23 protein-coding genes are annotated in these 24,858 nt (G+C 65.1%); 12 read left to right on the top strand and 11 right to left on the bottom strand.

The window, feature by feature from the left end; genetic code table 11:
- Positions 1-49: 49 nt before the first annotated feature.
- Entirely contained in the window at positions 50-2,710 is a 2,661-nt protein-coding gene (hrpB, locus tag RCH15_RS05695) for an ATP-dependent helicase HrpB (protein ID WP_326958918.1), read from the bottom strand.
- A gap of 102 nt (positions 2,711-2,812) precedes the next feature.
- Here hrpB and RCH15_RS05690 point away from each other — a divergent pair, with 102 nt between their 5' ends.
- Complete coding sequence (locus RCH15_RS05690; protein WP_326958915.1) at positions 2,813-4,330, top strand: CYTH and CHAD domain-containing protein; 1,518 nt, start codon at positions 2,813-2,815, stop codon at positions 4,328-4,330.
- Positions 4,331-4,367: 37 nt separating this feature from the next.
- Here RCH15_RS05690 and RCH15_RS05685 read toward each other — a convergent pair whose 3' ends face one another.
- Entirely contained in the window at positions 4,368-5,381 is a 1,014-nt protein-coding gene (locus tag RCH15_RS05685) for an isopenicillin N synthase family dioxygenase (RefSeq protein ID WP_326958913.1), read from the bottom strand.
- A 374-nt stretch (positions 5,382-5,755) separates the two neighbouring features.
- Between RCH15_RS05685 and RCH15_RS05680 the strand changes: the two genes are divergently transcribed.
- A complete protein-coding gene (locus RCH15_RS05680; RefSeq protein WP_326958911.1) occupies positions 5,756-6,082 on the top strand; it encodes a YegP family protein in 327 nt (108 codons plus the stop codon).
- 23 nt (positions 6,083-6,105) lie between these two features.
- Here the strand turns inward: RCH15_RS05680 and RCH15_RS05675 are convergent, their stop codons facing one another.
- The 6 genes from RCH15_RS05675 to RCH15_RS05650 form a co-directional block, all read right to left on the bottom strand.
- Positions 6,106-7,068: a hypothetical protein gene (locus tag RCH15_RS05675; RefSeq protein WP_326958909.1), complete on the bottom strand. Its 963-nt coding sequence runs from the start codon at positions 7,066-7,068 to the stop codon at positions 6,106-6,108.
- A 79-nt stretch (positions 7,069-7,147) separates the two neighbouring features.
- Positions 7,148-7,450: a DUF4193 domain-containing protein gene (locus RCH15_RS05670; protein WP_024368278.1), complete on the bottom strand. Its 303-nt coding sequence runs from the start codon at positions 7,448-7,450 to the stop codon at positions 7,148-7,150.
- Between the two features lie 534 nt (positions 7,451-7,984).
- Positions 7,985-9,451 carry a cardiolipin synthase gene (cls, locus tag RCH15_RS05665; RefSeq protein WP_326958907.1) on the bottom strand — a complete coding sequence of 489 codons (1,467 nt, stop codon included), beginning with the start codon at positions 9,449-9,451 and terminating at the stop codon, positions 7,985-7,987.
- A 67-nt stretch (positions 9,452-9,518) separates the two neighbouring features.
- Positions 9,519-9,905 carry an SHOCT domain-containing protein gene (locus RCH15_RS05660; RefSeq protein ID WP_326958906.1) on the bottom strand — a complete coding sequence of 129 codons (387 nt, stop codon included), beginning with the start codon at positions 9,903-9,905 and terminating at the stop codon, positions 9,519-9,521.
- Between the two features lie 119 nt (positions 9,906-10,024).
- Complete coding sequence (locus RCH15_RS05655; protein WP_326958904.1) at positions 10,025-11,839, bottom strand: LuxR C-terminal-related transcriptional regulator; 1,815 nt, start codon at positions 11,837-11,839, stop codon at positions 10,025-10,027.
- Positions 11,840-11,843: 4 nt separating this feature from the next.
- Positions 11,844-12,659 carry a hypothetical protein gene (locus tag RCH15_RS05650; protein WP_326958902.1) on the bottom strand — a complete coding sequence of 272 codons (816 nt, stop codon included), beginning with the start codon at positions 12,657-12,659 and terminating at the stop codon, positions 11,844-11,846.
- Positions 12,660-12,799: 140 nt separating this feature from the next.
- On the opposite strand from RCH15_RS05650, the gene RCH15_RS05645 reads away from it, so the two are divergent.
- Positions 12,800-13,360: a potassium channel family protein gene (locus tag RCH15_RS05645; protein ID WP_326958900.1), complete on the top strand. Its 561-nt coding sequence runs from the start codon at positions 12,800-12,802 to the stop codon at positions 13,358-13,360.
- A 277-nt stretch (positions 13,361-13,637) separates the two neighbouring features.
- Complete coding sequence (locus tag RCH15_RS05640; RefSeq protein WP_326958898.1) at positions 13,638-15,044, top strand: hypothetical protein; 1,407 nt, start codon at positions 13,638-13,640, stop codon at positions 15,042-15,044.
- Between the two features lie 100 nt (positions 15,045-15,144).
- Here RCH15_RS05640 and RCH15_RS05635 read toward each other — a convergent pair whose 3' ends face one another.
- Positions 15,145-15,522, bottom strand: a complete 378-nt coding sequence (locus tag RCH15_RS05635) for a PLD nuclease N-terminal domain-containing protein (protein WP_326958896.1) — start codon at positions 15,520-15,522, stop codon at positions 15,145-15,147.
- 47 nt (positions 15,523-15,569) lie between these two features.
- Positions 15,570-16,970 carry a DUF2252 domain-containing protein gene (locus RCH15_RS05630; RefSeq protein WP_326958894.1) on the bottom strand — a complete coding sequence of 467 codons (1,401 nt, stop codon included), beginning with the start codon at positions 16,968-16,970 and terminating at the stop codon, positions 15,570-15,572.
- Positions 16,971-17,484: 514 nt separating this feature from the next.
- On the opposite strand from RCH15_RS05630, the gene RCH15_RS05625 reads away from it, so the two are divergent.
- From RCH15_RS05625 to RCH15_RS05615, 3 genes are all read left to right on the top strand, one after another.
- A complete protein-coding gene (locus RCH15_RS05625; RefSeq protein WP_326958892.1) occupies positions 17,485-17,850 on the top strand; it encodes a hypothetical protein in 366 nt (121 codons plus the stop codon).
- A 112-nt stretch (positions 17,851-17,962) separates the two neighbouring features.
- Complete coding sequence (locus RCH15_RS05620) at positions 17,963-19,117, top strand: AI-2E family transporter (RefSeq protein WP_326958890.1); 1,155 nt, start codon at positions 17,963-17,965, stop codon at positions 19,115-19,117.
- A 39-nt stretch (positions 19,118-19,156) separates the two neighbouring features.
- Positions 19,157-19,822, top strand: coding sequence for a GAP family protein (locus RCH15_RS05615; protein ID WP_326958888.1), 666 nt, complete (start codon positions 19,157-19,159; stop codon positions 19,820-19,822).
- 42 nt (positions 19,823-19,864) lie between these two features.
- Here the strand turns inward: RCH15_RS05615 and RCH15_RS05610 are convergent, their stop codons facing one another.
- Positions 19,865-20,251 (bottom strand): PLDc N-terminal domain-containing protein, encoded by a 387-nt coding sequence (locus tag RCH15_RS05610; protein WP_326958886.1) that lies wholly within the window; start codon positions 20,249-20,251, stop codon positions 19,865-19,867.
- A 517-nt stretch (positions 20,252-20,768) separates the two neighbouring features.
- Between RCH15_RS05610 and RCH15_RS05605 the strand changes: the two genes are divergently transcribed.
- From RCH15_RS05605 to RCH15_RS05585, 5 genes are all read left to right on the top strand, one after another.
- A complete protein-coding gene (locus RCH15_RS05605) occupies positions 20,769-21,725 on the top strand; it encodes an MBL fold metallo-hydrolase (protein WP_326958884.1) in 957 nt (318 codons plus the stop codon).
- Positions 21,722-22,198: an NUDIX domain-containing protein gene (locus tag RCH15_RS05600; protein ID WP_326958882.1), complete on the top strand. Its 477-nt coding sequence runs from the start codon at positions 21,722-21,724 to the stop codon at positions 22,196-22,198. Before RCH15_RS05605 ends, RCH15_RS05600 begins: the two co-directional genes overlap by 4 nt.
- An 89-nt stretch (positions 22,199-22,287) precedes the next feature.
- Positions 22,288-22,812, top strand: coding sequence for a hypothetical protein (locus tag RCH15_RS05595; RefSeq protein ID WP_326958880.1), 525 nt, complete (start codon positions 22,288-22,290; stop codon positions 22,810-22,812).
- Between the two features lie 135 nt (positions 22,813-22,947).
- Positions 22,948-23,622 carry a thymidylate kinase gene (locus RCH15_RS05590; RefSeq protein WP_326959139.1) on the top strand — a complete coding sequence of 225 codons (675 nt, stop codon included), beginning with the start codon at positions 22,948-22,950 and terminating at the stop codon, positions 23,620-23,622.
- A gap of 314 nt (positions 23,623-23,936) precedes the next feature.
- Positions 23,937-24,803 carry a M20/M25/M40 family metallo-hydrolase gene (locus RCH15_RS05585; RefSeq protein ID WP_326962247.1) on the top strand — a complete coding sequence of 289 codons (867 nt, stop codon included), beginning with the start codon at positions 23,937-23,939 and terminating at the stop codon, positions 24,801-24,803.
- Positions 24,804-24,858 lie beyond the last annotated feature (55 nt).

Raw genomic sequence — 24,858 nt, 5'->3', positions numbered from 1 at the left:
TACCGAACCACCGTGAACGGCGTCACAATTACGTAACAGCCGGCCGGCGTCAGCTCCTGTTCTTGGTACGCGCGGTCGCCGGCGCAGTCCAAGGATCCTCCGGCCAGGGGTGCCGCGGATACCGCCCCCGCATCTCGGCACGGACCTGTGCGTAGGGGCCCGACCAGAACGAAGCGAGGTCATCTGTCACAGCCAAAGGCCGTCGGGCGGGTGAGAGCAAGTGAAAGAGCACAGGAACCCTGCCCGCCACAAGACGCGGAGTCCGGTCCCAGCCGAAACACTCCTGCAGTTTCACTGCCACCACCGGGCGGCCATCGTCGTCGCCCACCCCGGGGTAGTCAATTCTGACCCGGGAACCGCTCGGCACCTCCAGCCGTTCCGGAACCAGCTCCGCCAGCCGGGCGGCGTCGGGCCAGGGCAGCAGGCGACGGAGCGGATCTGCCAGGTCGATCCCGCTCACGGCAGCGCCCCCGGCGAGCGCCTCAAGCTCCGGTGTCAGCCACTCGTCGAGCCGGGCCAGCAACGCCGGCTCGGACACGTCGGGCCAGGGGTCCCCAAGCTCCCGGTACAGGAGGGCAAGACGCCGGCGCAACGCATCCGCCGCCGTCGACCATGCGAGGGTTCCCAGCCCGTCCGTTTCCAGCGCCTGGGCCACCGCCCTGCGTCCCTCCGCGGCCGTGGGACGCACCGGAGTTGAAGATAAGACGATCGCACCCAGTCTGCGTTCCTTCCGGGCGGTGACCCGGCCCTGGCTGAACCGCGCCGTTACGGTGTCGGTGATCAGGTGCCGGGCGGCAGCTTCCGCGGTGGCTGCACTCATCGGTGCTGCGGACCGGATGACGGCGCCCGTGCCGGCCGCGTCGCGCCCCTGTGCCCGGGAAACCTCGGCCACAGCGAGCCATTCGTGGCCGGACAGCGAGCTTCCCGCCGGCAGGCCGGCGCCCGTTCCGGAGGAGAGCAGGTACCGCTCCGGGCCCTCGCCGGCAACCCGGCGCGAGACGCGGTCGGGGAAGGCGAGGGCCACGACGACGCCGACGGACTCCGCCGCGCTGTCCACCCGCGGCATGGGCGGCGAGGTCACCCCGGCCCCCTCCTTGCGTGCGATTGCCTCCATCCGCTGGACGTCCTCCGCCCAGCGCCGGGATGCTGGATCATTCCCCGAACGGAGCGCGGCAAGAAGACGCGGGAGGTCCGCGCCGGGAGCCCGCTGGTCCCCGGCGACCACGGCGACAGCTTCCGCAGCCGTTCGGTGGCCAACGGCGGCGGACCCGTCCAAAAGGGCCCTGGCCAGTCGTGGATCGGCCGGAACCCTCGCCAGCGCCTTGCCAAGATCGGTCGCGTGACCGTCCCGGCCCACCGCGCCGAGTTCGCGCAGCACTTCAACAGCGTCGTCCAGGGCGGCCTGTGGCGGCGCGTCGGGCAGCGCCAGGCCCCGCCCGGCGGGAGATCCCCAGCAGGCGAGAACCAGGGCCGCCCCGGTGAGATCGGCGACGGCGATCTCCGGTGTCTGATGGGCCGGGGCCGCGCCGAAGGTCTTCTGGTCGTAGCAGCGCACCACCCGCCCGGGCCCCTGCCGGGCCGCGCGTCCGGCACGTTGGTCGGCGGATGCCCGGGAACAGGAGACGTTGACCAGCCCTGTCATGCCCCGGCCCGCGTCCCGCCGGGGCTCCCGGGAGAGCCCGGAGTCGATGACCAGCCGGACCCCCGGCACGGTCAAGGAGGATTCGGCGAGCGACGTCGATACGATGATCCGCGGGCCGCCGCCGGATTTGCGACCGGAGACTGCCCGGTCCTGCTCGGCAGGACCGACCTGCCCGTGCAGCTCCAGGACTTCCGCGCGGGTCCGGCCGCGCAGCCGGCCGGCCACATAGGACACTTCCCGTGCCCCCGGGACGAACACCAGGGCATCGATATCGCGGCTTGCGGCGAGTGCCTGGGCATGGCACGCCGCAGCGGTGTCCGCCACATGGTCCAGGAAGGCACGCGTTACCCCCCGTTCATCCAGCCGGGGCACAGCAGGGGGCACCCAGTCCACCTCCAGCGGATAAAGCGCGGACGGGCAATCGACGACGGGCGCCGAGCCGCCCTCGTCTCCGGTGCTGTCACCTGTTCCGATGAGAGCAGCGAAGCGGGGTGCGTCCAGGGTGGCCGACATCGCGACAAGGACAAGGTCACCGCGAAGCTGACGCACCTCGGTGAGCAAGCCAAGGAGCAGATCGGTTTCAAGACCGCGTTCGTGCACCTCGTCCAGCACAACGGCGCTGGCGTTGTCCAGTCCCGGGTCCGCGAGCAGGCGGTTGAGCAGGATGCCGGGGGTGACGAATTCGATCAGGGTGCCCGGACCGGTCTGCCGTTCGCCGCGGACCGTATACCCCACCCGGTCCCCCACCCGGGAACCGTCAAGCGTGGCAAGGCGCCGCGCAGCCGAACGCGCGGCCACCCGGCGGGGCTGGGTGACTATGATGCGCGGCATGGTGCCAGGTCCGTCCTGCCGCTCCTTGGCTAGCGCGAGGTTGGCAAGCAACGGCGGCACAAGCGTTGTTTTACCCGTACCCGGGGGCGCTTGCACCACGGCGGTGGCACCGGAACCTCCGGCACGCAACACGTCAGCCAGCTCGCCGAGCGACTGCGCGAATACGAGGCCGGACCCAATGACCGACAGGTCGAAGGGCACGAAAGCAGAGGTCGGTGGCACGGCCGGAGAAGTCACGCCTCCATTGTGCCTACAAACCGTGCGCGTCGCGTCCGTGAGGATGCGCGCGCGTGTCCTTCGACTCCCGCGAAACCGTATCTGACGGGCCTATGCTAAGACATGGCAAGCTCCGAGACACTCGAGGTGGAACGAAAATACGAGGCTGCAGAAGACGACGAACTGCCGGCCCTGGACGCGCTGGCGGGAGTGGACCGCGTTGGTCCGCCGGAGGAGGAGTCCCTTGAGGCCGTCTACTTTGATACCGCGGGGCTGGCGCTGGCTTCCCGCCGGATCACCCTGCGCCGGCGGACCGGGGGCCACGATGCCGGATGGCATTTAAAACTCCCTGTGGCCGCAGGTGAGCGGCGGGAGATCTCGGCGCCCCTCGGCAAGAAGCCGGAGTCAGTGCCCCGGCGTCTTCTGCAGCTAGTGCGGGTCCACACGAGAGACCATGACCTGATTCCCGTGGCCCGGCTAAAGACCCGGCGAACTGTCCGGCGCCTCTTTGCGGCCGACGGCAGAACATTGGCGGAATTCAGCGATGATCGCGTGGACTCCCTCAACCTGCTGGAGCCCCCGGCCCACGCCACTTGGCGGGAATGGGAACTCGAACTCAATGACGGTCCCAAGGGGTTGCTCAAGTCCGCCGACGCGCTGGTGGCCGCAACGGGCCGGCACGAACCCTCGGCATTTCCGTCAAAACTCGCCCGTAGCCTGGGCGGAATGTATCCCCCCGATCGGACGGCGGTCCCTGATCCGGATCCCCGGGGGCCTGCCTCGGCAGTCCTCTTGTCCTACCTGCATCAGCAGGTTGAGGCACTGAAGAAACATGACCCCGGAGTCCGGACGGCCGCGGTGGACGCCGTTCACCAGCTGCGGGTGGCAGCACGGCGGATCCGTTCCGCACTGGCTACTTTCCAGAAGTTTGCCGACGGGTCCGCTGCCCGCTCGCTGCGTTCGGATCTCCAGTGGCTCGCCAGCACCGTGGGTGAGTCCCGCGACAATGAGGTGATCTCCTCGCGGCTGATGGAACTGGTCGGCGCCGAACCGGCGGAGCTGGTGATGGGGCAGGTGACGCAGCAGATCGAAGATCACCTCGGGGTGGTGGCGAAGAGCGCGCGGGCCAAGGCCAGCACAGCGATGAACAGTGCACGCTACTTCCGCTTGCTCGATGCGCTGGATGACTTCCTGGCCAACCCGCCGCTGACGGAGACCGCCGGCGGGGAAGCCCTGCCGACGGTAGGCCGTCTGCTCTCGAAGGAACGTAAAAAGCTCAAGAAGCAGGTCGCTGCCCTCGACCTCGATACCGTGGATCAGGCCCTGGATCTCGAACTGCACGATGTCCGTAAGCGGGCCAAGCGCCTGCGCTACGCCGCGGAAGCGTCGGCACCTGTATTCGGCAAGCGGGCAACAGCCCTGGCCCGGGCCGCCGAGGAGATTCAAGAGATTTTAGGCGAGCACCATGACAGCGTCGTCACCCGGGACCTTCTGCGCCGGCTGGCCACCGACAACCCTGGCGCCAACGCCTTCACCTACGGGCGGCTGCACGCCCTGGAACAACAGACCGGCGATGAATCTCGCAAACGGTTCTTCCGGACCTGGCGTACCTCGGCACCCCGGCCCCTCCGCTGGAAATGACACCCGGGCTCCGGACGCTGACTGCAACCCGCGCTGGTCAGCCCTGCTGGAGGTCGGCGTGGTGTACTGCAGCGACGTTGGGGTGGGCACGCAGCCGGTAGCGCAAGGCGTTGTCTCCGTACGTTTCCAGGATTGGGCTGTTCGTAGGATCAACCGAGAGGCCGCGGGCTCGGGCCTGGAAGTCAGGATTCACCGCGAGCTGAGGCATTGTGGCGTCCAACGCCGGATTGAAAAAGAAAGGCAGGGACACGCGGTCGGTGCCGCGCAGGGGTGAGATCACGCGGTGCAGCGTCGCCTTAAGGTATCCGTTGGTTGCCAGTTCGAGCATCTCGCCAATATTTACGACGAATGTCCCCGGGACCTGCGGGGCGTCGATCCATTGACCCTGGTACTCCACCTGCAGTCCTCCCTTGCCGGGCTCCACGAGCAGCAGCGTCAAGACTCCGCCGTCGCGGTGGGAGCCCACCCCCTGCTTGGGTTCCGGATCGGACTCCCCCGGATACCGCACGATCTTGAGCAGGGGGAAGGCCCGGGCGGCAAAAGCGGCGTCGAAGGTATCTTCGGGCGCACCGAGGGAAACCGCCAGGGCACGCAGGAGGGCCAGTGAGATGGCGCTGAGCCTCTCGGTCCATTCCGAGACGATGTCCCGCATTTCGGGGAGCGCGTCCGGCCAGAGGTTGGGTCCCTCGAGGCGCCAGTAGTCGGCGACGCCGGGTCCCGGCTTGAGCGCCGCACGCTCGACGCCGATATCAATCTGTTCGCGCCAGTCAACGGCGCCGTCGGTCAGCTCGCCGCCCACCCGGGTGTAGCCGCGGAATTGCGGACTGTTAACGTTTTCGACAGCGAGCTTTTGCTCGTCGGGAAGTTCGAAGAAGCGCCGCGACACGTCGAGCATGGCATCTGTAAGCTCCTGGGGAACACCGTGTCCGGACAGGTAGAGGAACCCGACCTCGTGCATGGCGTTGCGGAGTTCGTTCCGGAACTGCGAGGCCTCCTCCGGGCCTGCGGTCAAACGGGAGAAGTCCAGGACGGGCAATGATTCGAGTGGCACCTAAATAGTCCTTTTCAATTAACCAGGCAAGCTTGGGACCGAATATTCTCCAATGTTACGGACCGGTCATCACCCGGCGGCATTTCCATGTCGAAATAAGTCATCCGGCAAAGGCGCGGGCGGCTCCAGCCGGCGCGCGGGCCCACCCTCGTGGCGGTGCTTACCCGGTGGCGGTGTTGCACAGGTTTTACCCAACGTTTACGTCCCGCACCTTGCTGTGGCACGGCCGCTTCAACAGACTCGTTATATCGCGAACCGATTGAGGTGGGGTTTGGTCGAGGGAGTGCGACGGGGGCGCAGCGATGCGTTCCTGTCTGGTCCGCGGATCGATGCCGGGTCGGACCCGGAAAACCGGAAGGGTTGTCATGGCCGGCATGTTTGAAGTGTTTCTCGATGAGAAGTCCCATTTTCGGTTCCGGCTCAGGGCGCCGGACGGGATGGTGCTGGCCGTGTCAGCGGCGTTCAGCGACAAGGCCGCGGCCGTCACGGGCATCGCCGCCGTGCGCGAGTGCGCCGGCATGGGGCTCATCACCGATCTTTGCGGGGAAGGACGTGCGCAAAGCGGGTCTGCTGAATCGGTCCGCTCCGCCGGTCCCCTGCCGGTCCGTCAGAACTGGCACCGGCGGCCGGATACTTTTCACACCCGCGCCGCGACAATCCGGCGGGCGGCATCAGCAGCGAGGTGGTCCGGGGCCGCCTAGGACCTGCCGGCGCACCGGCAGGTCTACGGGACCGCGCCGTTCTCGGACCACTTGAGGACCCGCAGCGCCCGGAAGGTGTTCCACCGGCTGGGGTGGCCGTCGCCATCCTCCAGCTCGAAATGGATCTGCCCTGGATGGGTATTCTCCAGCAGCCAGGTGCCGTCCGGCCGCCGTTTGGAGCGAAGCAGCTCGATTGCCTCGGCCAGCCGCGGATCGGGCGGGTCCCCAGCGGACCGGAAGTAATCGAGGGCCCGCAGCACGTCGTAGTGCCATCGGTTCGGGTAGCTGAACTCCAGCCAGTGGGGGTCAATAATCTCCGCCGCGCTCTTGCGCCGAAAGAGCCGCCGTTCGAGCAGATACTCCTCAGCGCGGCGGCGGGCCGCCGCGGATTCGGCGGAACCGCCTGTTGCCTGTTCCTGCGCTAGCAACCCCTCAAGCACGTTCAGCGTGGTCGCTGCCGACGAGACCACCGCGCCGTACTCCGCCCAGCAGTTCCACCCGCCGTCGTCAAGCTGGTCTCCGAGCAGCCGCGCGACCACGCCCTCCACGCCCTGACCGAAGTAGGCGCCGAGCGCCGTAACCATGCCGTTGATGCAGGGCTCGACCTCGCCGCTGAAATAAGGTTGTCCGCCTTCCTCCCAGCGGCAGTTGTCCCGCACGAGCGCAGCGGTGGTGCGCATCTGCGGACTCCCGGGGTCGGCCCCGAAGTCGCGCAACTGCAGGAGGCAATAGGTGGTGGCTGTCCAGGGCTGGCTGCCGTCGTTGCGGGGTCCGGCGTCGGGGCCTTCCCGGAGCGCAGGAGAGTAGGCACCCCCGGCCCACTGGCCGTCTTCCCCGCGCAACGCCAGCAGCCGGGCCCCCCAGCCCTCTGTGACCACGCGTGCGCGCTCCGCCGCGACCACGTCGCCTGATGCGCCGGCCAGGTCACGTAGCACCTGCCAGCGAAGCGCGGGATCAGAATCGAGCAGCCAGTCCACAACCCTCATGCGCCGATTGTAGAACCTGAGCCGATTTCGTCACAGGGCTTCAGGGGCCTCCGACGCCGTCCCCGGCTGTTGCCTCCGGTCAGCCTTCGCAATCGATGCAATAGGCGTGGCCGTCTTTTTCTCGGGCGATCTGTGAGCGGTGCCGGACCAGGAAACAGGAGTAGCAGGTGAACTCGTCCTCTGCCTGCGGGATGACCTGAACGATCAGTTCCTCGGCAACGAATTCTCCGCCCGGGGCGATAGAACCGTCCAGCGAATCGGCCTCGTCCAGGTCACGCACAACACTGCGGGCGTCTGGTGCGTTCTCGGACTGCAGCGCCTCCAAGGACCTGTCCTGCGATTCCTTGACGTCGGAGCGTACTTCATCGTAATCGGTTGCCACTGGGGTGTATCTCTCTTCTTCGATTTGCTACGGGATAGACATCAACCGACGGGACTGCTCCGGTATTCCCTGCGCCGCGGGACCCATGGGGCCGCACCCCGGGGCAGGACCCCGGCTGGCCGTAAAACAGGCAGCTTAAGCCGGATTCAATTTGTACAGTCGTTGGATTAGCGTTATGTTTCTGGGAGTTTCTTTGGGGGGGAAATTATGAACAAAGCGCAGAGACGCGCTCATGTCGAGCCGCCTTGCCGTGAATGCGGCTCGAGGGTGATTCCGATCTGGAAAGACGTACGTGCAGCAACCTCCAGCCAACCGGACTGGAGGGTAAGCTCCCGGCAATGCAGCCGTCAGGCCTGCGGCCTCAGCGACTCCCGGAACTGGTGCGGGCCGGAACAGTCCTTGGTCGTCAAACCGCCCGGCCCTGGTATGTCGGAGCAATTGCAGAATTGATTGTACTCCTCGTAGCCGATGCTGCGGCCGGCCCGGCAAGCAGCGCAGAAAAGGGCCGCGAAGTGGTCGCCTGTTGGCAGGACGTCACTGGAGGGACGCCGTGAGGCGCGCCAGGTTATCTAACGCCTTTTGCGAGACGGGCCGCCGGGTCCAGTCCGTGAGTTGCAGTTCGCGGCTGTTGGCCCGGTATCCGTCTTCTATTTCGCGGACGGCGTCCACGAACGTCCTGCCGTGGACGAGTACCGATACTTCCATGTTGAGGGTGAAGGAGCGGATGTCCATGTTGCTGGACCCAATGACGGCCACCTCCTCATCGATAGTGAAGTGCTTGGAATGCAGCACCTTCGGGGCACGGTAGAGGTAGATCCTGACGCCGGCCCTGAGCAGCGCCTCGTAGTAGGAACGCTGCGCGTGGTAGACCATGCTCTGGTCCCCCACTTCGGAGACGAAGAGCTCCACGCTGAGCCCCCGCGCGGCGGCTGTGACAATGGCCATCAGGATGGATTCCTCCGGAACGAAATAGGGACTGGTGATACTAATCCGTCGTTCAGCCTTGTGGATGAGCGTGGCGTACAGCTTGAGATTATTGTCATTGTCGAAGCTGGGACCGCTGGGGAGCACCTGGGCATCTATGACCGCCGGACCCTGGCCGGCGACGGCGGCGCTTGAATCCAGCGACAGCAGTACGTCCGTCTCGCTGTACCAGTCCGTTGCAAACACCGCGTCGAGCTCGCGGACTACGGGGCCCTCCGCGCGCATCATCAGCTCGTGCCATTGGAGGCCGCGCTTTAGGTTGCTTTTCTTGTTGTAGCTGGCGTCGATGAGGTTCTGGGACCCGGTGAACCCGACGCGGCCGTCGATAACAACGATTTTCCGGTGATTGCGCAGGTCCGGCCTCTGCCACTGCCCCCGGAACGGCCGCAGGGGCAGCATCGGGTGGTATTCGGCTCCGATGTCCTGGAGATAGCTTGAGGTTTCCTTCCGGCCCGGAAACATCAGCCCGGCGAGATCATCGGACAGCACCCGAACGGCCACGCTGCGTGCGGCGGCTCGCGCCAGAGCTTGGAAAAACGGGAGCGTGGTTGGATCAAGCACCAGGATGTAGAACTCCACGTGCACGTACTCCCTGGCCATATCGACGTCCGCGATCATGGCATCGAAGGCCCCGTTGTAGTCAGGCAATAGTTCGGCGCTGTTGCCCTGGACCATGGGCAGCGCCCCCAGATTGTTGTTCAACGCGACCGCCGAATGCAGCCACTCCGGCCAGTCGTGGCCACTGCTGACTACCGGGCTTCCCGCCGTCCGGGAAAGGACCAGAGCATTGACCTCCCGTTGTTTGTCCTTGCGGCTCTTGGGCAGTTTGGCGTACCCGACGAAAAAGAATGTGATGGCGCCGAGTAGCGGGATGAAAATAATGGCGAGAATCCAAGCGATGGCGGAAGAAGGACGGCGGTTTACCGAGACGAGGACGGCTGCCGCCGCCACGAGGAAGACATGGGCCGCCAGCAGCAGGGCAGCGATCGTTTCCGGGTGCCGAAGAAACTCTCCCACCGCTACGCCGGTCTCTTTCCGCCGGGAACGACGCAGGCGCCCCGGTTTGGCTGGACCACCGGCGCGTTCAGACGAGCACCCGGCTCTTGATTTTTCCGAATTCTTCCGCGCTAATGGTTCCCGCGTCCAGAAGTGCCTTCGCCCTCGAGATCTCCTCGGTTGGGCTCGGTGTCGTGGCCCTGCGGATATCCGCAGTGGCGGCCTCCTGGTCCCGCCGGGCCCGTTCCATGGAGCGCTCCGCCATGCCGTCACCCCGGGTGATCACATAGACCAGCAGGCTTAGAAGGGGCAGGAATGCCAGGAAAAAGATCCACACCGCTTTGCGCCACCCGTTCAGACCGTGGTCCCGGAAGAGGTCGCCGACTACGGCAAACAGGCCGAACAGGAAAGCCATGAGAATAGCCGCCGTTAAGAACCACCAGAAGATATCCCACACATTCGCCCAGTAGCTCATGCGGTCCTGCTTTCCATTGGGGTGGCGTATTCAGTGTTCGGCCGACATCCGCCGTCCACCTCACCCGCAGCGGATGAATTGGATGAAACTGGCAGCCGGGACAACTGGTGCAACGGGCTTTAGACGATCCCCCGTTCCGCCGCCGTTTTCAGGGCATCGCGACGCCCCGCTGCGCCGAGTTTGCGGTAAATAGACCGCTCATGCGTTTTGACCGTGTTCACGGAGATGTACAGCGCTTCGGCAATTTCGGCCGCCGTCATGACGGAGCGCATGTATGCCAGAACTTCCCGTTCACGGTCCGTGAGGCTCCAATAGGAACGGTTCCGGAGGGGTTGGTGGGCTTGTGCATGGCGTGCCATCCGCGCTGCAATGAACGCTTCGTGGGCGGTGCCCCAAACAGCGTGCCGGATCAACAGCTCCGCCAGCTCGTCACTCCGCTCGGCGAATGGCAGAAGGATTGCCTGGGGTTCGGCCCGATGGGCAGCATGCTCAATCCGCTCGTGAACCAGCGCCTGGTCCCCGTTCCCGTGGGCAAGGAGCGCCTCCGTCAAGCTCAAGCTCGCGTCGATATACCGATTGCGACGCCGGTCAGTCACAGCCTGGATGCAGCGTTGGGCGGCACCGGCGTCGCCGGCTCGACGCAGGAGTTCAGCCAGGAGTGCGTCCACCAGGGGTGAATGTCCACCGGCGCCCAGAGGCTGGATAATCGCCAAAGCGCCGGCCACGTCACCCCCGGCTTCGGCGATCTTCGCTTTCGCGACGGTGTGGAAGGCGTGCCAGGACCCGCCGAAGAGCCCCCGATCGTGGTGGGCTTCCAATGCCGCGGTGGACTCCGCAAGATGGGTTTGATCCCCTAGGGCGCAATCAACCAGGACCCTGTAGACGACGCCCAAAGGCGCTATCGGGAAGTCTGTGCCTCCCAGCCGCTGGGCCTTGGCCAGGTGAGCCCGCGCACCCTTTAGCTCGTCCCTCCAATAAAACACGATTCCGCGGGCCAGCCAGGCAGCCGCCATGTGCTCCTGTGAGCCCAGCCCGTCCGCGATCTCGAGCGCCTGCGTCGCTTCGTCGTCGGCGACGGTCAAATCACCGGCCGCCACGCAAGCCAGGGCAAGGTCTCCCTTGGAGCCGGCTTTCAGAGCCTCCAGGCGTCTTTCGGCGCCTGCTGCCGCACCGGACTGCAGCAGGACGGTGGCCTGGTCCGCCACCCGGTGCAACCGGAATTCGGCCTGGGCTGCGAGGAATAGTCCGGTGGAACCGGTGGTATGGCCATCCGATGCGACCTCGGCAGGTGAACCGACGTCGGCAGCCGGGAGGCGCAGACGGCTATTTCCATCGGCTGTGGCGGGCTCGAAAAGCGCCCGGCACTGATCAAGTATCCTGCGGCGAACCGAATCCAGCGTGGAGGTGCGCGCCAGAGCGGAGCGGGTGAGTTCCGAGGCGGCAGGCTGGTCGCCGTCCAGGGTGCGGCACACCGACCTGATCATCAATACTTCGGGGTCTTCGCACCATGGGGCCGGCAGGTCCCGGCACGTCTTCTCGAGGGTCTCCGCGCCATTCTGCAGCAAAAATGCAAGCCAGTGCCGTCCGAGCGACTCGACAGCTACCGCCGGAGCACGCCCCTGCCGCGCCTGCGTCAGGCATTCCGTCACGTCGGCGTCCTCATAGTGGCGTGCGGCCACGCTGTGCAGGTCTTCGGCGAGAAGCGGGTCTCTCCGCTCCAGTATCCGCCTGCACTGCGCCGCAAATAGGCCATGCCAGCGGTAAAGGGATTCACCGTCTTGGTGCTCGTGCTCCTCGATGAAAAGACCGTCGCGAAGGCAAGCTTCCAGCCGCATGCCTCCGTCGGGCCCGTCCTGCAGTTCGACGGCGAGCCCCCGGCCCAGCCGATCGCATGTGGTGGCTCGAAGGATGAAGTCCGCCAGGGACGGGTCCAATGGGTCAAGGAACCTCCTCAGCGATGTAATCGGCAAGACGCAGGTGGTCCGCTGTGAAGCTGGGGATCAGACCGGGCAGGTTGCTTACCGGCGATAGGGAGGTCAGACCTGCCTGGACGGCGACCGGCCAACCGGCAGTCATCCTCCAGAGGGATCCGGCCTCGACGTCGTCATCCTGTCCCCGGGCGCGGGCCAGCATCGCGACCTCCGCGCGGGTGAATGCGAGCTCGGCGCCGCCAACTTCCCCGAGGCCTTCCCCATACCGGAGCTTCTCCAACTGGATAGCGGGGCGGCCCCGCCCGGAGAGAACCAGCCGCAACGCCGGCGGCGCGGAGGCTGCGAGCACCCCGACGATTCCGCTGGAAAGTCCGGGTCCGGCAAGGTGGACATCATCGATGACCAGCACCACCGGCTCGGTGAGTTGCTCAAGGGCGCCGAGCAAGAGGTCATAGGACGCCGCCCGGTCGAGGGCGAGATTCTGGTTCAGGGCCAGCAGGGCATCGTTGCCCGGCAACGGCAGCGGGCTTGCTGCGGCCTGGATCGCCTCAACGACTCCATGAAAGAGCCGGGCTGGTTGGGTGTCGAACCGGTCCAGCGCTAACCACCCGCATGGCAGATCGCTGTTGCGCACCCAATCACCCAGCAGCGTGGACTTGCCGTAGCCGGCTGGCGCCGCAACGACGGTGACCCTGTGGGAATCCGTGGCAGCGGTTACAGCGTCTTCGAGGCGCGGGCGTTCCAGCACCCCCTGGGCGCGCAGGGGCGGCCGGATCCTAGACCGCGGACCATGGACCCCTGCGGAGATCTTCGGCTGTACCACGGCATTTATCGTAGGGATGCGCACGTCGGCCGGACAGTGCCATTTGGTCCTTGTGGCAGCGTCACATCACGACGGGAGACCGCTTTCGGCTACCGCCGCCGCGAACCGTGCGGAGCCTGGAAACGGCGGTAACATCAGGCATGGCCGCTATGCAGGAGAGCCGGAAAGCTCCGGTATTTGTCCGTCAGCTCAATAGGACCGCCCGGCGCCACGTCGTCATAGTTACGGTCCTGCGGCTCGTCGCCTTTCTGGCACTGATCCTTTGGTTTTACAGCACCCTGCCGGTGAAGGGTTTCAACGACGAAAACCCCGCTGCGGCATGGATCCGCCTTATGGGTGTCCTGCTCGTGTTTCTCAGCGCCTTGGCCCTTCAACTGCGCATGATCATCAGCGCAGAAGTACCCCAGGTCCGTGCGGCCGAAGCCGTCGTGGAGACCACCCTGATGTTTCTATGTCTGTTCGCCTTGCTCTACACGTCGATGTCCGCAACAGACCCATCTGCGTTCACCGAGCCTCTCAATCGGTTGGACGCCCTGTATTTCACGACCGTCACGTTCGCTACCGTAGGGTACGGGGACATCACGCCCGTCAGCCAGCTCGCGCGGGCAATCGTTACGGTCCAGATGATCGCCGGACTGGGCGCCCTGGTCCTGGTTGCGAAGGTCGCCTTCTTCACGGCGCGGCGGAGTTTGCGCAAGTGACTGTCGCTTATCCGAAGATCCCGTGCCGCAAACCGCAGATCACCTCGGACGGATGGGGCGGGGATGGCACCGCGTCGGGACAATAGCACCACGCCGCCGACCGCGCTGTCCCAGTAGTCGGCGTCGCCACGAAATGCTCTGAACACTCAGACAGAGGATCCTCCGATGCCATGGACCAGAGGTGACCGGACCGGGCTGCGTGAACCGGCCAGTCAATCGGCGGCTACGTCGTGCGCCGCGCGGGCGGATTCGTACGCCGCGCGTGCGGAGGGCTCAGATGTCGCTAACTGATGACGCCGGGAGCCCGGTCCGGGCCGAGAACGAGGAAATACCTCGGCTCCGCGCCGAAATTGCCCGCCTGCAGCTCGAACGGGATGCTGCCGTGACCGGCCGCTATCCCACCGGCGCGGAAGAGAAAAAGGGGCCGGGCGCCGTTCGCCGGATTATCGCTCTTTTCCTCGTAGGGCTGACCGCCATCCTGGCTTTCGCCGCGGTGCCGGCGCTTTACCTCCGCAGCCAGGTGCTTGATACTGACCGCTACGTCGCCACTATCGCACCGTTGGCTTCGGATCCGGCCATCCAAGCGGAGATTGCCGACAGAGTCACCACCCAGATCGCCGACGCAGCAGACATCGACGGCATCACCCGGGATGCACTGGCGGAGCTTGGCAATGCCGCTCCCCGTGTCGCCGCCGCACTCACCGGGCTGGCGCCCGCTATTGCTTCGCAGACTAAAGCCCTCATCCATTCCGCCGTCTCCAAGTTCATTGCTGGCCCGGGGTTCCAGAACCTCTGGGTCCAGGTCAACCGGGTGGGGCACCAGGGGCTAGCCAACCTCGCATCGGGCGACTCGGACGGCGCCGTCAGCGTTGACCAGAGCGGCACCGTAACAGTCTCCACCCAAGAGATCATTGCCGGCGTCAAAGCTCTCCTCGTCGAACAAGGAGTGGAAATCGCTGCCAGGATTCCTGAAGTCCAGGCGCAGGTCATCATGCTGCAGTCCGCCGAACTGGGTCAGGCGGCCGGGGCCATCAGAACGCTGGACCGGACGGCACCGGTACTGGCCTGGTTGACGGTGTTCAGCGGCCTGGGTGCCATTGCGGTGGCGCCACGAGGCCGCAGGCGGCGCGCTACTTCCGATGTCGGATTGGGCATCGCCGTGGCCATGGCTGCGCTTGCCCTGGGAATTGCGGTCGGGGTCAATTATTTCCTCGGCACGATTCCGGCAACGACGGTCTCCCCCGCGGCGGCCGGGTCACTCGTGGAGGCCCTCGTCGCGCCGCTCCGGACCGGCGTGCGGTTTGTCTTTGTGGTGGCGGTGCTGATTGCGGTGGCTGCGCTGCTGAGCGGCCATTCCCGCGCTGCCCGGACCGTCAGGCTGGGGGTCGTGCGAACCGGGGACTACCTGTCCGGAAAGATGGGAACAACGAAAGCCAAACCCTGGCATCACGCGCTGGCCCGCGTCCGGCGGATCCTAGAGGGTGGTGTCACCGGCGCTGCTGTCTTGGTACTTGTCCTCTGGCCATTCCCGACGGCGGCCGTTGCGATTTGGACGGCGGTCCTTGCTGGGCTCGGGATTCTATTCATCGAACTTCTGTCCAGACCCGCCGTCGTTGAGCAGGCCGCAGACCCTCGGACGGGTGACGATGGGGACGGTCCGGCCCTTCCGCCGGCGCTCCCATAGCAAACCCAGGCAAGAAGGCCGCGGCGATGAACCTCAGCGCTTGCAGGTGCCTGTGCGCCCGGACTGGGCCGGGGTCACCGTCCCTTCTTGGATGCGCGAACTACGTGTTCAGCACGCGCTTTTTCAGCGCGGCGAATTCTTCGGCCGACAATGCCCCGTCATCCATCAGTGTCTTGGCTTGGGCGATCTGTTCAGCTTGGTTCGTTCCGGCCGCACGGCGGACGTAGTCTTCGAAATCCTCCCGGGCCACATCGCCCCGGGCTTCCTGCCGCAGGGCCATGGACTGTCCGTGGGCAATCAGATACGCCAGACCGCCGATAACGGGAAGAAAGAGCAGAGCAACCACCCAGACAGCCTTGCTCCAGCCGGGTCTGGTCGAATCAGCAAAAATGTCTTTTACGATCAGAAAAAGTACCACCAGATACGAAACATAGAGAACAAACGAAATCATCAACCAAAAGAAGTCCCAGAAATTCATGTAGTTTCCTTTCAACCACAGTGCCGGATTGGTGGCATGGACCAGGGTCACACGCCCCGCTCCGCGGGCAGGCGCCCTGATTTGACAGCTTGAGCCAAGGACGCGTGATCAGCTTCTGTTTGGTCCGCGTAGCCCCTGGCCCAGTCCGCCAGCGCCTCATCAAAGACCTCACTGCCGCCCAAGTACCCCGAAATGAAGGCGCTGTTAGCGCTTTGGGAATGGGCCCGTGCCAGCATGAAGCCGCACAAAACTCCGTAGTCCGTGGTCTCCTGGACATTCATTTCCGCCAGCGCGAAAGACCCCTTCATATCCCGGAACTGTCGAATGTAAAAGTCGCGCAGCAGGCCGTCCTCCCCCCTCACGTCCTTGATCCAGCCTAAAAACGGGTCGGACTGCGCTTGCAGGATCCGCTGCGCCCCCACCACGCGGAATCCTTGCCCGCGAGTGATCAAGTTCTGCGCGATCAGCTCCGGCGGTTGGGGCGCGCGGCCGTGGGTCTCCAAAACGGACTTTCCGGCTTCCTTGGCCTGCAGAAACAAGGGCTCTCCTGCGGGACCTTCGAAAAGGAGCACCCAGCTCCGGGTCCCCACGCTGCCAACCCCCACGATCCGCCGAGCCAAGTCCACCAGACGGTATTGACTGAGCAACAAGGACGTATCCGGCCGGAGCGTGTTCCGGTACAGCTCCACGAGGTTCTGCATAGCAGCAAAGTTCACGACCTGAGGATGACGGACTATCGGGGGCTGGTCCACAATCCGCGGCTCACCCGAGTCCGTACTCGAAGTCAGTTTGGCGAGAACCTGTTCGGATGTTCGCTGGCGGGCCTTTTTCTCCTCGGTGCGGATTCGTTTGTGTGCCGCTGTCCGTTGCGCCGCCAAATATTCCGCATCCACTTGGAAGTAGTAACGTTCCGTTGCGGTTTGGCTGTACAGGCTCTTGAGCGCTTGGCGATAGCTGCGGACGCAGGACTTTACGGCCGTCCGGCATTGCTCCTCCGTATGGGAACTGTTGCGCCCGTTCAGCCAGATGCTCGCCGCGAGACGCTTGACATCCCACTCCCACGGAGCCGGGTAGGCCTCATCAAAATCGTTCAGGTCGAAGATCACTCGCCGTTCGGGGCTGGCGAAAAGTCCGAAATTTGCGAGGTGCGCGTCCCCGCTCGCGATCAGCGTATGGCCGGTGACCGCGGCATCAGCCAGGTCGTGCGCCATGACAGCTGCGGCTCCGCGGTAGAAGGAAAACGGGGATTCCAACATCCGCCCTACGCGCACAGGAATGAGATCCGGGACGCGGCCGGTGTGCTGTCCTTCTAGGATTCCGACGGGGTCCCGTTCTGGCAAATCCAGGGCTGCGGACCTGCGGCGAGGCAGCGAATCGCGGGCCGCACGCCCAGCGGCTTGGGCCCGGGCGATCGAATCCTTGTGGGCCGCGCCCGGCAGGGTTTTCACGGTCCGCCGCCAGCGTTGAAGGGCGGCGGAGAACTCGCCCGGGGTTGGCAGAATGTTCGCGATTTCGACAGCATTTCAGCCCGCATTCCCGCATCTTCCCATAATCCGTTCCGCTCCGGAACAGGCTTCCGCCTCGAATCGTGCGCACATGTCTCATTGGAAACGTCACGGAAGCGAGGGAAGTTTCTCGGGCCCAGACGTAGGTGGGGGTTGCCTGATATCACCCCCTGCGGGTGATACATCGTCCCCGGCGGGGGCTAACGATAGGTCTACCTGCCAATGATTGGCCCGCCAGGCGAATGCGCGTCCGAAAGAGGCCTCCGTGTCGAAAAAACAACCATTAGCCGTCCCATTGTTCACGCTCGGTGTCGCCGTCGCGTTGCTCACCGGCTGCAGCACCGGCAGTCCCGCGGCGGGCACCGCAAGTGCCAGCTCCCCATCGGGCATGTCCAGCTCATCGGCCGGTACCGCCAGCTCCCCATCGGGCACCGCAAGTGCCAGCTCCCCATCGGGCATGTCCAGCTCATCGGCCGGTACCGCCAGCCCGCAGCCGACCGGGTCACCGGTCTGCCCCGCGGCCGATGCTTTTGCCGCCGCCCTGACGGGCTTCAAGGACACCCTGAGGACCGGCCCCACCCTGGATCAGGTCCGTGCCGCACGGGATCAGGTCGCCACGTCCTATGACGTGCTGATCAAGGAGGTCGGGAGTGTGGCAAAAGAACGAGTGGCCGCCGTCACCGCGGCCGAAGACGCGTTTGCCACCGCAGTCAACGACGTACCGAGCGACGCCACCCTCACCGAAGCAATCGACTCTCTGCGGGATGAAACCGCGATCGTTCAGGGCGCCCTGAGCGACCTCGCTACGGAGATTAAGTGCTAGATCCGAACTTGTCCGGAGGGGTCGCCTTCCCCAGGCCAGCACAGCGATCCGGCCCTATTGAGCCGGTCTTCAGGGCTCCAGGCTATTCCCACGGTCAATGAAGGAGGGCTCAATGGGGCAGGAACCAGCGGGACCTGGTCCGGCGCCTGTCTTACCCCGCTCCGCCATCATCCTCGTTGCCCTGGCCGGCGCGAGCGTTGCGGCTTTTGGCATCGCGGCGATGCGCGGAATTTTCACTCCCGTGTTCTTCGCCTTTGTGCTCACGCTCTGCGTTCATCCGCTGCGACGGTGGATGCAGGGCCGCGGCGTGCCCCGGGGAATCGCCACCGGAACCACCGTCGCGGCGGTCTTCGCGTTGCTCACGGGATTCGCCGCGATCCTGGTCGCCTCACTCGCGCAGTTCTCCGCGCTGTTGCCGCAGTTCGGCCCCCAGATGGCGCAGCTGGGCGCCTCCATCGCCGGGCTGCTGGAGACCGCGGGCTTCGGCCGCGATCAGACGCAAGCGGTCGTGGACGGGCTGACGCCAGTCCGCATTGTCGGGTTCCTCGGAGGCCTCCTGGGGAACGTCGTCAGCCTGGTGGGGAGCCTTGTCATCATCCTGACAATGCTCATCCTCATGGCCGTGGACGGATCCCGCATCCCTGCCCTCCTGACCCACCTGCAGTTCCACCGGCCCGTCCTGGTGGCCGCATTCAACGATTTCGCCGGTGGCGTCCGCCGGTACATGATCGCCACGACCGTTCTCGGCGTGGCCCAGGGACTCTTCAACTGGCTAGTCCTGGTTACCTTGCAGGTTCCAGGCGCCTTGCTGTGGGGACTACTGTCCTTTATCTGCAGCTTCATCCCCAACATCGGCTACTTCATCGCGATCGTCCCTCCGCTGTTTTTCGGTTTCCTCACCGGCGGATGGCCGACAGTCCTTGCCGTCATCGTCATCTACGGCGGGATCAACACCATCATTCAATCCATCATCCAGCCCAAATACGTGGGCAACGCCGTAGCGCTCAGCGAGACGATAACCTTCCTTTCCGTGTTGTTCTGGGCCGTGATCCTGGGCCCTGCCGGCGCCATCCTCGCTGTACCCCTGACCCTCCTTGTCCGGACGATCCTCCTTGACTCCGACCCATCCGTCTCCTGGTGGCGGCCTATGACCGGAGACAAAAAGGACTTGGAAGTAATCCTTAAGCACGAAGATGACGCGATCCGCGCCCGCCGGGCCCGGCGGGGACCGGGCCTGCCGGATCCCGGTAGCACCCCGAAGGCGTGAGATGCTGCCGGGGTTCCGCCCAGGGCAGGTCACCGGGACATGCTGAGCCTCGTCGTTAATCTGGTGTTGTTCTCCATTGCCGGGGCGATCAGCACTGTGCCGGTGAGCATCACCATGATGATCCTGCTCTCGCCCGATCCGCGGCGCGGAGCAGTGCCCTTCCTGACGGGCAGCATGGCCGGTTCCATTGTGATTGTCGGCCTTTCCGCCGTCGGCATGCACTATCTGCCGGCCCGGCCGGAGCTGGATCAGGATGCGTTCCTGACGTGGCTGGGTTTGATAGTCGGCGCCTTCCTGGTCGGTTATGCCGGGTACCTCTTCTGGCACCGAAGCCAGACCGACAACGCCTTGCTGGGAAAAATGAAGTCCAAGTTCAGGACCGCCCGTCCGTGGGAATTCGTCGTCCTGGGCGTGGGGCTCAATCTGCGCCCTAAGGCGATCGTGCTGGCAGTGACGGCCGGCGCCCTGATCAGTGTCAGGGACCTGCCGTTACTCGAGGGAACCCTGTTTGTCGTGGCTTTCGCAGCCGTGACCCAATCCGCCGTCGTCGTGCCGATCGCCGTCTGGATGCACTCCCCGGGCCGGGCTGAGGCGCCGTTGACCGCCATTTACACGTTGCTCGAGCGCCACGGCCGGACGATTACGGCGGCCGCGACACTGATAATCGGGCTCTTCATCCTTGGTTCCACGATCGCCGGTCTCTGACCTACGCCTGCCGCGGCATCCGGCTGAACCACAGGAGCACGCTCAGACGAGCACGCTGCTCTTGATCTTGTCGAACTCGGCCGGAGTGATGGTTCCCGCATCCAGCAGCACCTTGGCTTTGGAGATCTCCTCACTGGGGCTCGCCGAGGCCACTTTCCGAAGGTGGTCATCGGCAGCCTTCGACTCCTGCCGTGCCCTCTCCAGGGACCTTATGGTCATACCCCTCCCGCGTGCAATCAGGTACACCAGCACGCTCACGAAAGGAAAGACGGCCAGCAATACGATCCACAAGGCTTTCACCCAGCCGCTCAACCGCTGGTCGCGGAAAATGTCGCCGATGACGGCGAACAGCGCATAAAGGAAGGCGAGGAAGGCGTAGACGCTAAGGAACCACCAGAAAATGTCCCAAAAGTTCGCCCAGTAACTCATGTGGTTTCCCTACCTCCCAGTGATGCGGCTCGTGAATCTGCGCGCAACCCGGGCGGCAAGGGACCAAGGAACGGCAGGGTCATCCCGGTCCGCCTGACGACTGGCCGGTACAACCAGTCTCGGCCCTGAGTCATAGGTGGTTCCTCATCCGCCCAGAGTGAATTACCGGCCGGGCGGTCCCCAAGCGCCCGCCGGTCCACTGTGTGATCGGCGGGGTGCAATGGACATCAGATCACCCTCCCCGATTTGGCCCGCAGGGTGTTAAATAGTAGTGAGTCCGCGTACGTGTATGGCGAGGTCCAGCCTCACCAGGGTTGCCGGAACTGGGCGTTTCGGCGCGGGACGGGGCCGGCGGCGCTTGAGAGCCCTCTGAGACCGGGGTTCTCTCCCCCAGCCGCCGTCGGCCCCTTCGTTCCTCGAGCCCAAAGTAGGGTGCTTGTATGAAGGTAAGTACCGTTGCTCCGGACCCGGCGCCCGGCCGCGATTTCTTTGCTGTCCGCGGTCCATGGTCTGCGCGGTGACGGCTCTGGACCTGAACGTCCGCTGGTACGCGGGGGTACGGCCCGGCCGGCGCAATGAAGCGCCGCCCATCCAAGTCCACCACGCCGCGACGAACACCGTCTTGCTCCGGCAGAACATCACCAACAACTTCGAGGCGCCTTTCCTCTACCTGCTGTTCGGCGACGAACGCGCCCTGCTCCTCGATACGGGCGCTACTGGGGATCCCGCCAGATTCCCTTTACGGGAAACCGTCGACATGCTCATGGCGGGGTGGCTGCGCGGGCATCCACGGGAGGCGTACGAGCTCGTCGTAGCCCACTCGCATGCCCACGGAGACCATGTCGCTGCCGACGGACAATTCAGCGGCCGTCCCGACACCCTGGTAGTCGGACACTCAACGGAAGAGGTCGCCGCGTTCTTCCGTCTCGACTGGCCGCGGGGCACAGCCCGCTTTGACCTCGGCGGACGGGTGCTGGAAGTGATTCCGACGCCGGGCCACCATCCTTCCGCCGTCGCCTTCTACGACCGGGACACCGGCATCCTGCTGACTGGTGACACTGTCTATCCCGGCCGGCTGTATGTGCAGGACTTTCCGGTGTTTGAACGGTCGCTGCAGGTTCTCTGCGACTTTGCTGCAGCCCGTCCGGTCACGGCAGTTCTCGGCGCCCACATCGAAATGCCGTCCCGGCCATTCCGGGACTTCCCGCTCGGCTCAACCTTTCACCCTGACGAGTCGCCTCTTCCCATGACTGCCGGGGATCTGAAGGCAATACGGGACGCTGCTGCCCGGGTTGCCGGCCGCCCCGGAGCACACCGGTTCGCCAACTTCATCATCTGGAACGGGGCGTGCCGGCGCGAGTCCGTGGCGCAGTCTCTCCGGCTGCTCCTGAACCGGGTCTACACGCGGGTGTACGCTCCGGAACTCAACCCAGGATCCGGCTCTTCCGGTTCACGCCGGGCGGAACGCCCATGACCGTCAAGAGCGCAGGCATTCTGCTGTACCGCCGCGGAACCGGCGTGGAGCTGGACGTGTGGATAGCCCATATGGGAGGACCGTTCTGGGCGCGCAAGGATGCCCGTGGCTGGTCGATTCCAAAGGGCGAATACCTCCCTGAGGAGGACCCCCTGGCCGCCGCCCGGCGCGAGTTCGCCGAGGAAACTGGTCACCCCGCACCCTCCGCCGCGTACGTCTCACTGGGGGCTTTCCGGCAGCCTTCAGGCAAGGTGATCACGGTCTTCGCGGCCGAATCGGACGTCGCACCCGAGAGTATCGTGAGCAATACGTTTCCGCTCGAATGGCCAAAGGGATCCGGCACAGTACGGGACTACCCGGAAATCGACGCCGCCGATTGGATGCCGGAGACCGAGGCCCGAATCAAGCTGGTCCGCGGGCAGTTGCCGATCCTCGACGCGCTCGTCCGGCACCTGGGAAGCCTTTCCACCTGACGGCTGGTCCCGGGCGCCTCCTTCGCTGTCGCAGGCCAGTGCCGGCCAGGCGCCGGTCGGCGGCACTACCAACCAGAGAGAGGGCTTCGATGAACGCCACTGAACCGTCCGGCCAGCGCGAACCCTCGGCCCGCCAGCGCGCGGAGAGCCTCAAGGAGCGCGTCTATATCAGCTTCACCAGCCTGGCCGTGGTGTTGGCTCTTCGCAGCCACGCGGACGAGACGACGCCCGGCGCCGCGGCGGCCACCCTCAGCATCGTGGTCGTCGGTTCCTTGTTGGGGATCTTCGTCGCCGACCTGCTGAGCCACCTCACTGTTCACGCGAAGCTTCCCAGCGGTCCCGAACTCCATCATATGATCGCCGTCAGCACCGAAGCCCTCAGCGTCCTGGTGACTCCGCTCCTGCTCCTTGCCGCGGCTGGCCTTGGGCTCTGGTCGACACTCGTGGCTCTTCAATGGTCCGTGGCCATTCTCGTTATCACGCTGTTCGTTATCGGCTACCTGGCCATCCGCCGACTCAAGCTGCCGGCCCACCACAAGGCCGTCATTGTGTTTGCTGAAGTGCTGTTGAGCTTGTTGGTTATCGGGCTCGAGCTGCTGGCCCACAACCTCTGAGCACGGCCGCAAGGAGGCCTTCAATGCGAAGCCAGGTGAGGTTGGTGGCCAGCAGGGGATCAAGCAGCACCGTCAATCGTTGGGACAGGTAGTGCCCTGACATCAGGTCCTGACCTAGGAGGCTTCTTGCTGATCGTGCTCACCGGCATTGATGGCTCGGGAAAGACGACGGCCGCCCGAGACTTGGTCCTCGCTTCGCGTCAGACCGGGGAAGGCGCCCTTTTTCTGGGAAACTATGCAGGCCGCCGTACGATGGCGCTGATCAGCGCCTCTCTGGGGGTCCGGCTGCCGCTCCGGCTGGCAGATTTCGTCGAAACGGTGGTCCGCACCTGCAATGTCCTGACTTCGCACTACCGCGCACGGAAGTTCCAGGGATTGGTGGTCATGGACAGGCACTTTCATTGCCAGCTCGCGCTGCGCAGCATGCACGGGCTTCCGCGCGGGCGTTTCCTGCCGTTTCTTATCAAAGCCCTCCCACCGCCGGACGTGGTGATCTATCTGGAGATTGACCCCCGCGAGGCACATGGCCGAGTCATCGCGCGGGGCACGGACACCGAACGCCTGGAAGATCTCGAGTCCCTGCACGGCGCGTATCAATCACTTCCAGAATTCGCCCGCATCATCAGCGTTCCGGCCACCGGCACGCCCGCCGAGGTACTCGCCCGGCTGCAGGCCGCCATCGCAGTCGTCCGCGTCAACGCAGGAGAAGGATCCGCCGCAGGAGTCCGTGCGGAAGCCAGCTCGCACAGCAGTTTCACAGGGAAGGAATATCGAAGATACAGCCGTACCAGCAAGAATGATGGCAGCTGACAGGGTTTCCCGCGGATCCAACAACGACCGCGGCGGACCGGAGCTCAGTGGAGAGCGTCCAACTGTTCGATTTAGAACCGACTAATGACGGGTTTCCCAGCATGTTGATTCTGCGCAAGCACCTACTTCCCTCCGTCCTGGCCGTCCTGCTGTTGTCAGCGACCGCCTGTACCTCCGAATCCGCGGCGGGTGCGCCGCCAAGTTCCCCGTCCGATCGTGCCGAAGCGTCCAAAGAGACAGCTCCGCGGTTGGAGCCTGCGGGTGGGGTGGATGCGGGGGCGGTGTTGGCGGCGTTTCGGGGCCGGGATATGGGGGTGCATTTGGAGGCGTTGCAGCGCATTGCCGATGATAACGGCGGGAACCGGGCGTCGGGGACGTCGGGGTATGAGGCGTCGGGCCGGTATGTGGAGGAGCAGTTGCGTGCTGCCGGGTTCACCCCGGTGCGGCAGACGTTCTCGTTCCGGGGTGAGGGGAGGAACCGGAAGCAGGTGGAGAGTTTCAACATTATTGCCGATACCGGCGGGAGCGCGGAGAACACGGTGGTGGTGGGCGGTCACCTGGATTCGGTGCCGGAGGGACCGGGCATTAACGATAACGGCTCCGGGGTCGCGGCGATCCTGGAGATTGCCCGGTGGATGAAGGAGACGGGGTTTACCCCGGCGAACCGGATCCGGTTCGCGTTCTGGGGCGGTGAGGAGGATGGCCTGTACGGGTCCCAGCACTACGTTGATGCGTTGAGTAAAGCGGAAAAGGGCCAGACCATGGCGAACCTGAACGTGGACATGATGGCGTCCCCGAACGGGGTGCGGTCGGTGCACGATGGTGACGGGTCGGAGTTTGGTGACGCGGGCCCGGCCGGGTCAAAGCAGATCGAGGAGGTGTTCCTCGGGTTCTTCCAGGCGAACTCGCTGCCGGCGGAGAGCACGGTCTTTGATGGCGGGTCCGATTACGATCCGTTCCTGCAGGCCGGTATTCCCGCCGGCGGGTTGTTCAGCGGCGATGTGGAGGAGAAGACCCGCGCCCAGGTGCAGTCCTTCGGCGGGGTCGCGGGCAAGGTCCTGGATTCCTGCTACCACCAGGCCTGCGACACGACCGGCAATATCGACGCGGACCTGCTCAAGGACATGGCCGCCGCCCTGGCCTACGCCACCGCAACCTACGCCCTGGCACCCCGGCGCTGACACCCCCGCGCAACCCGGACCTCCACCCCGGCCCCGCACCGGCGGTCCCGCGCAC

Origin of the sequence: Arthrobacter sp. MP_M4 (assembly GCF_035984855.1) — a bacterium.
Classification (GTDB): Bacteria; Actinomycetota; Actinomycetes; order Actinomycetales; family Micrococcaceae; genus Arthrobacter.
This window is presented reverse-complemented; position numbering and strand designations above follow the sequence as displayed.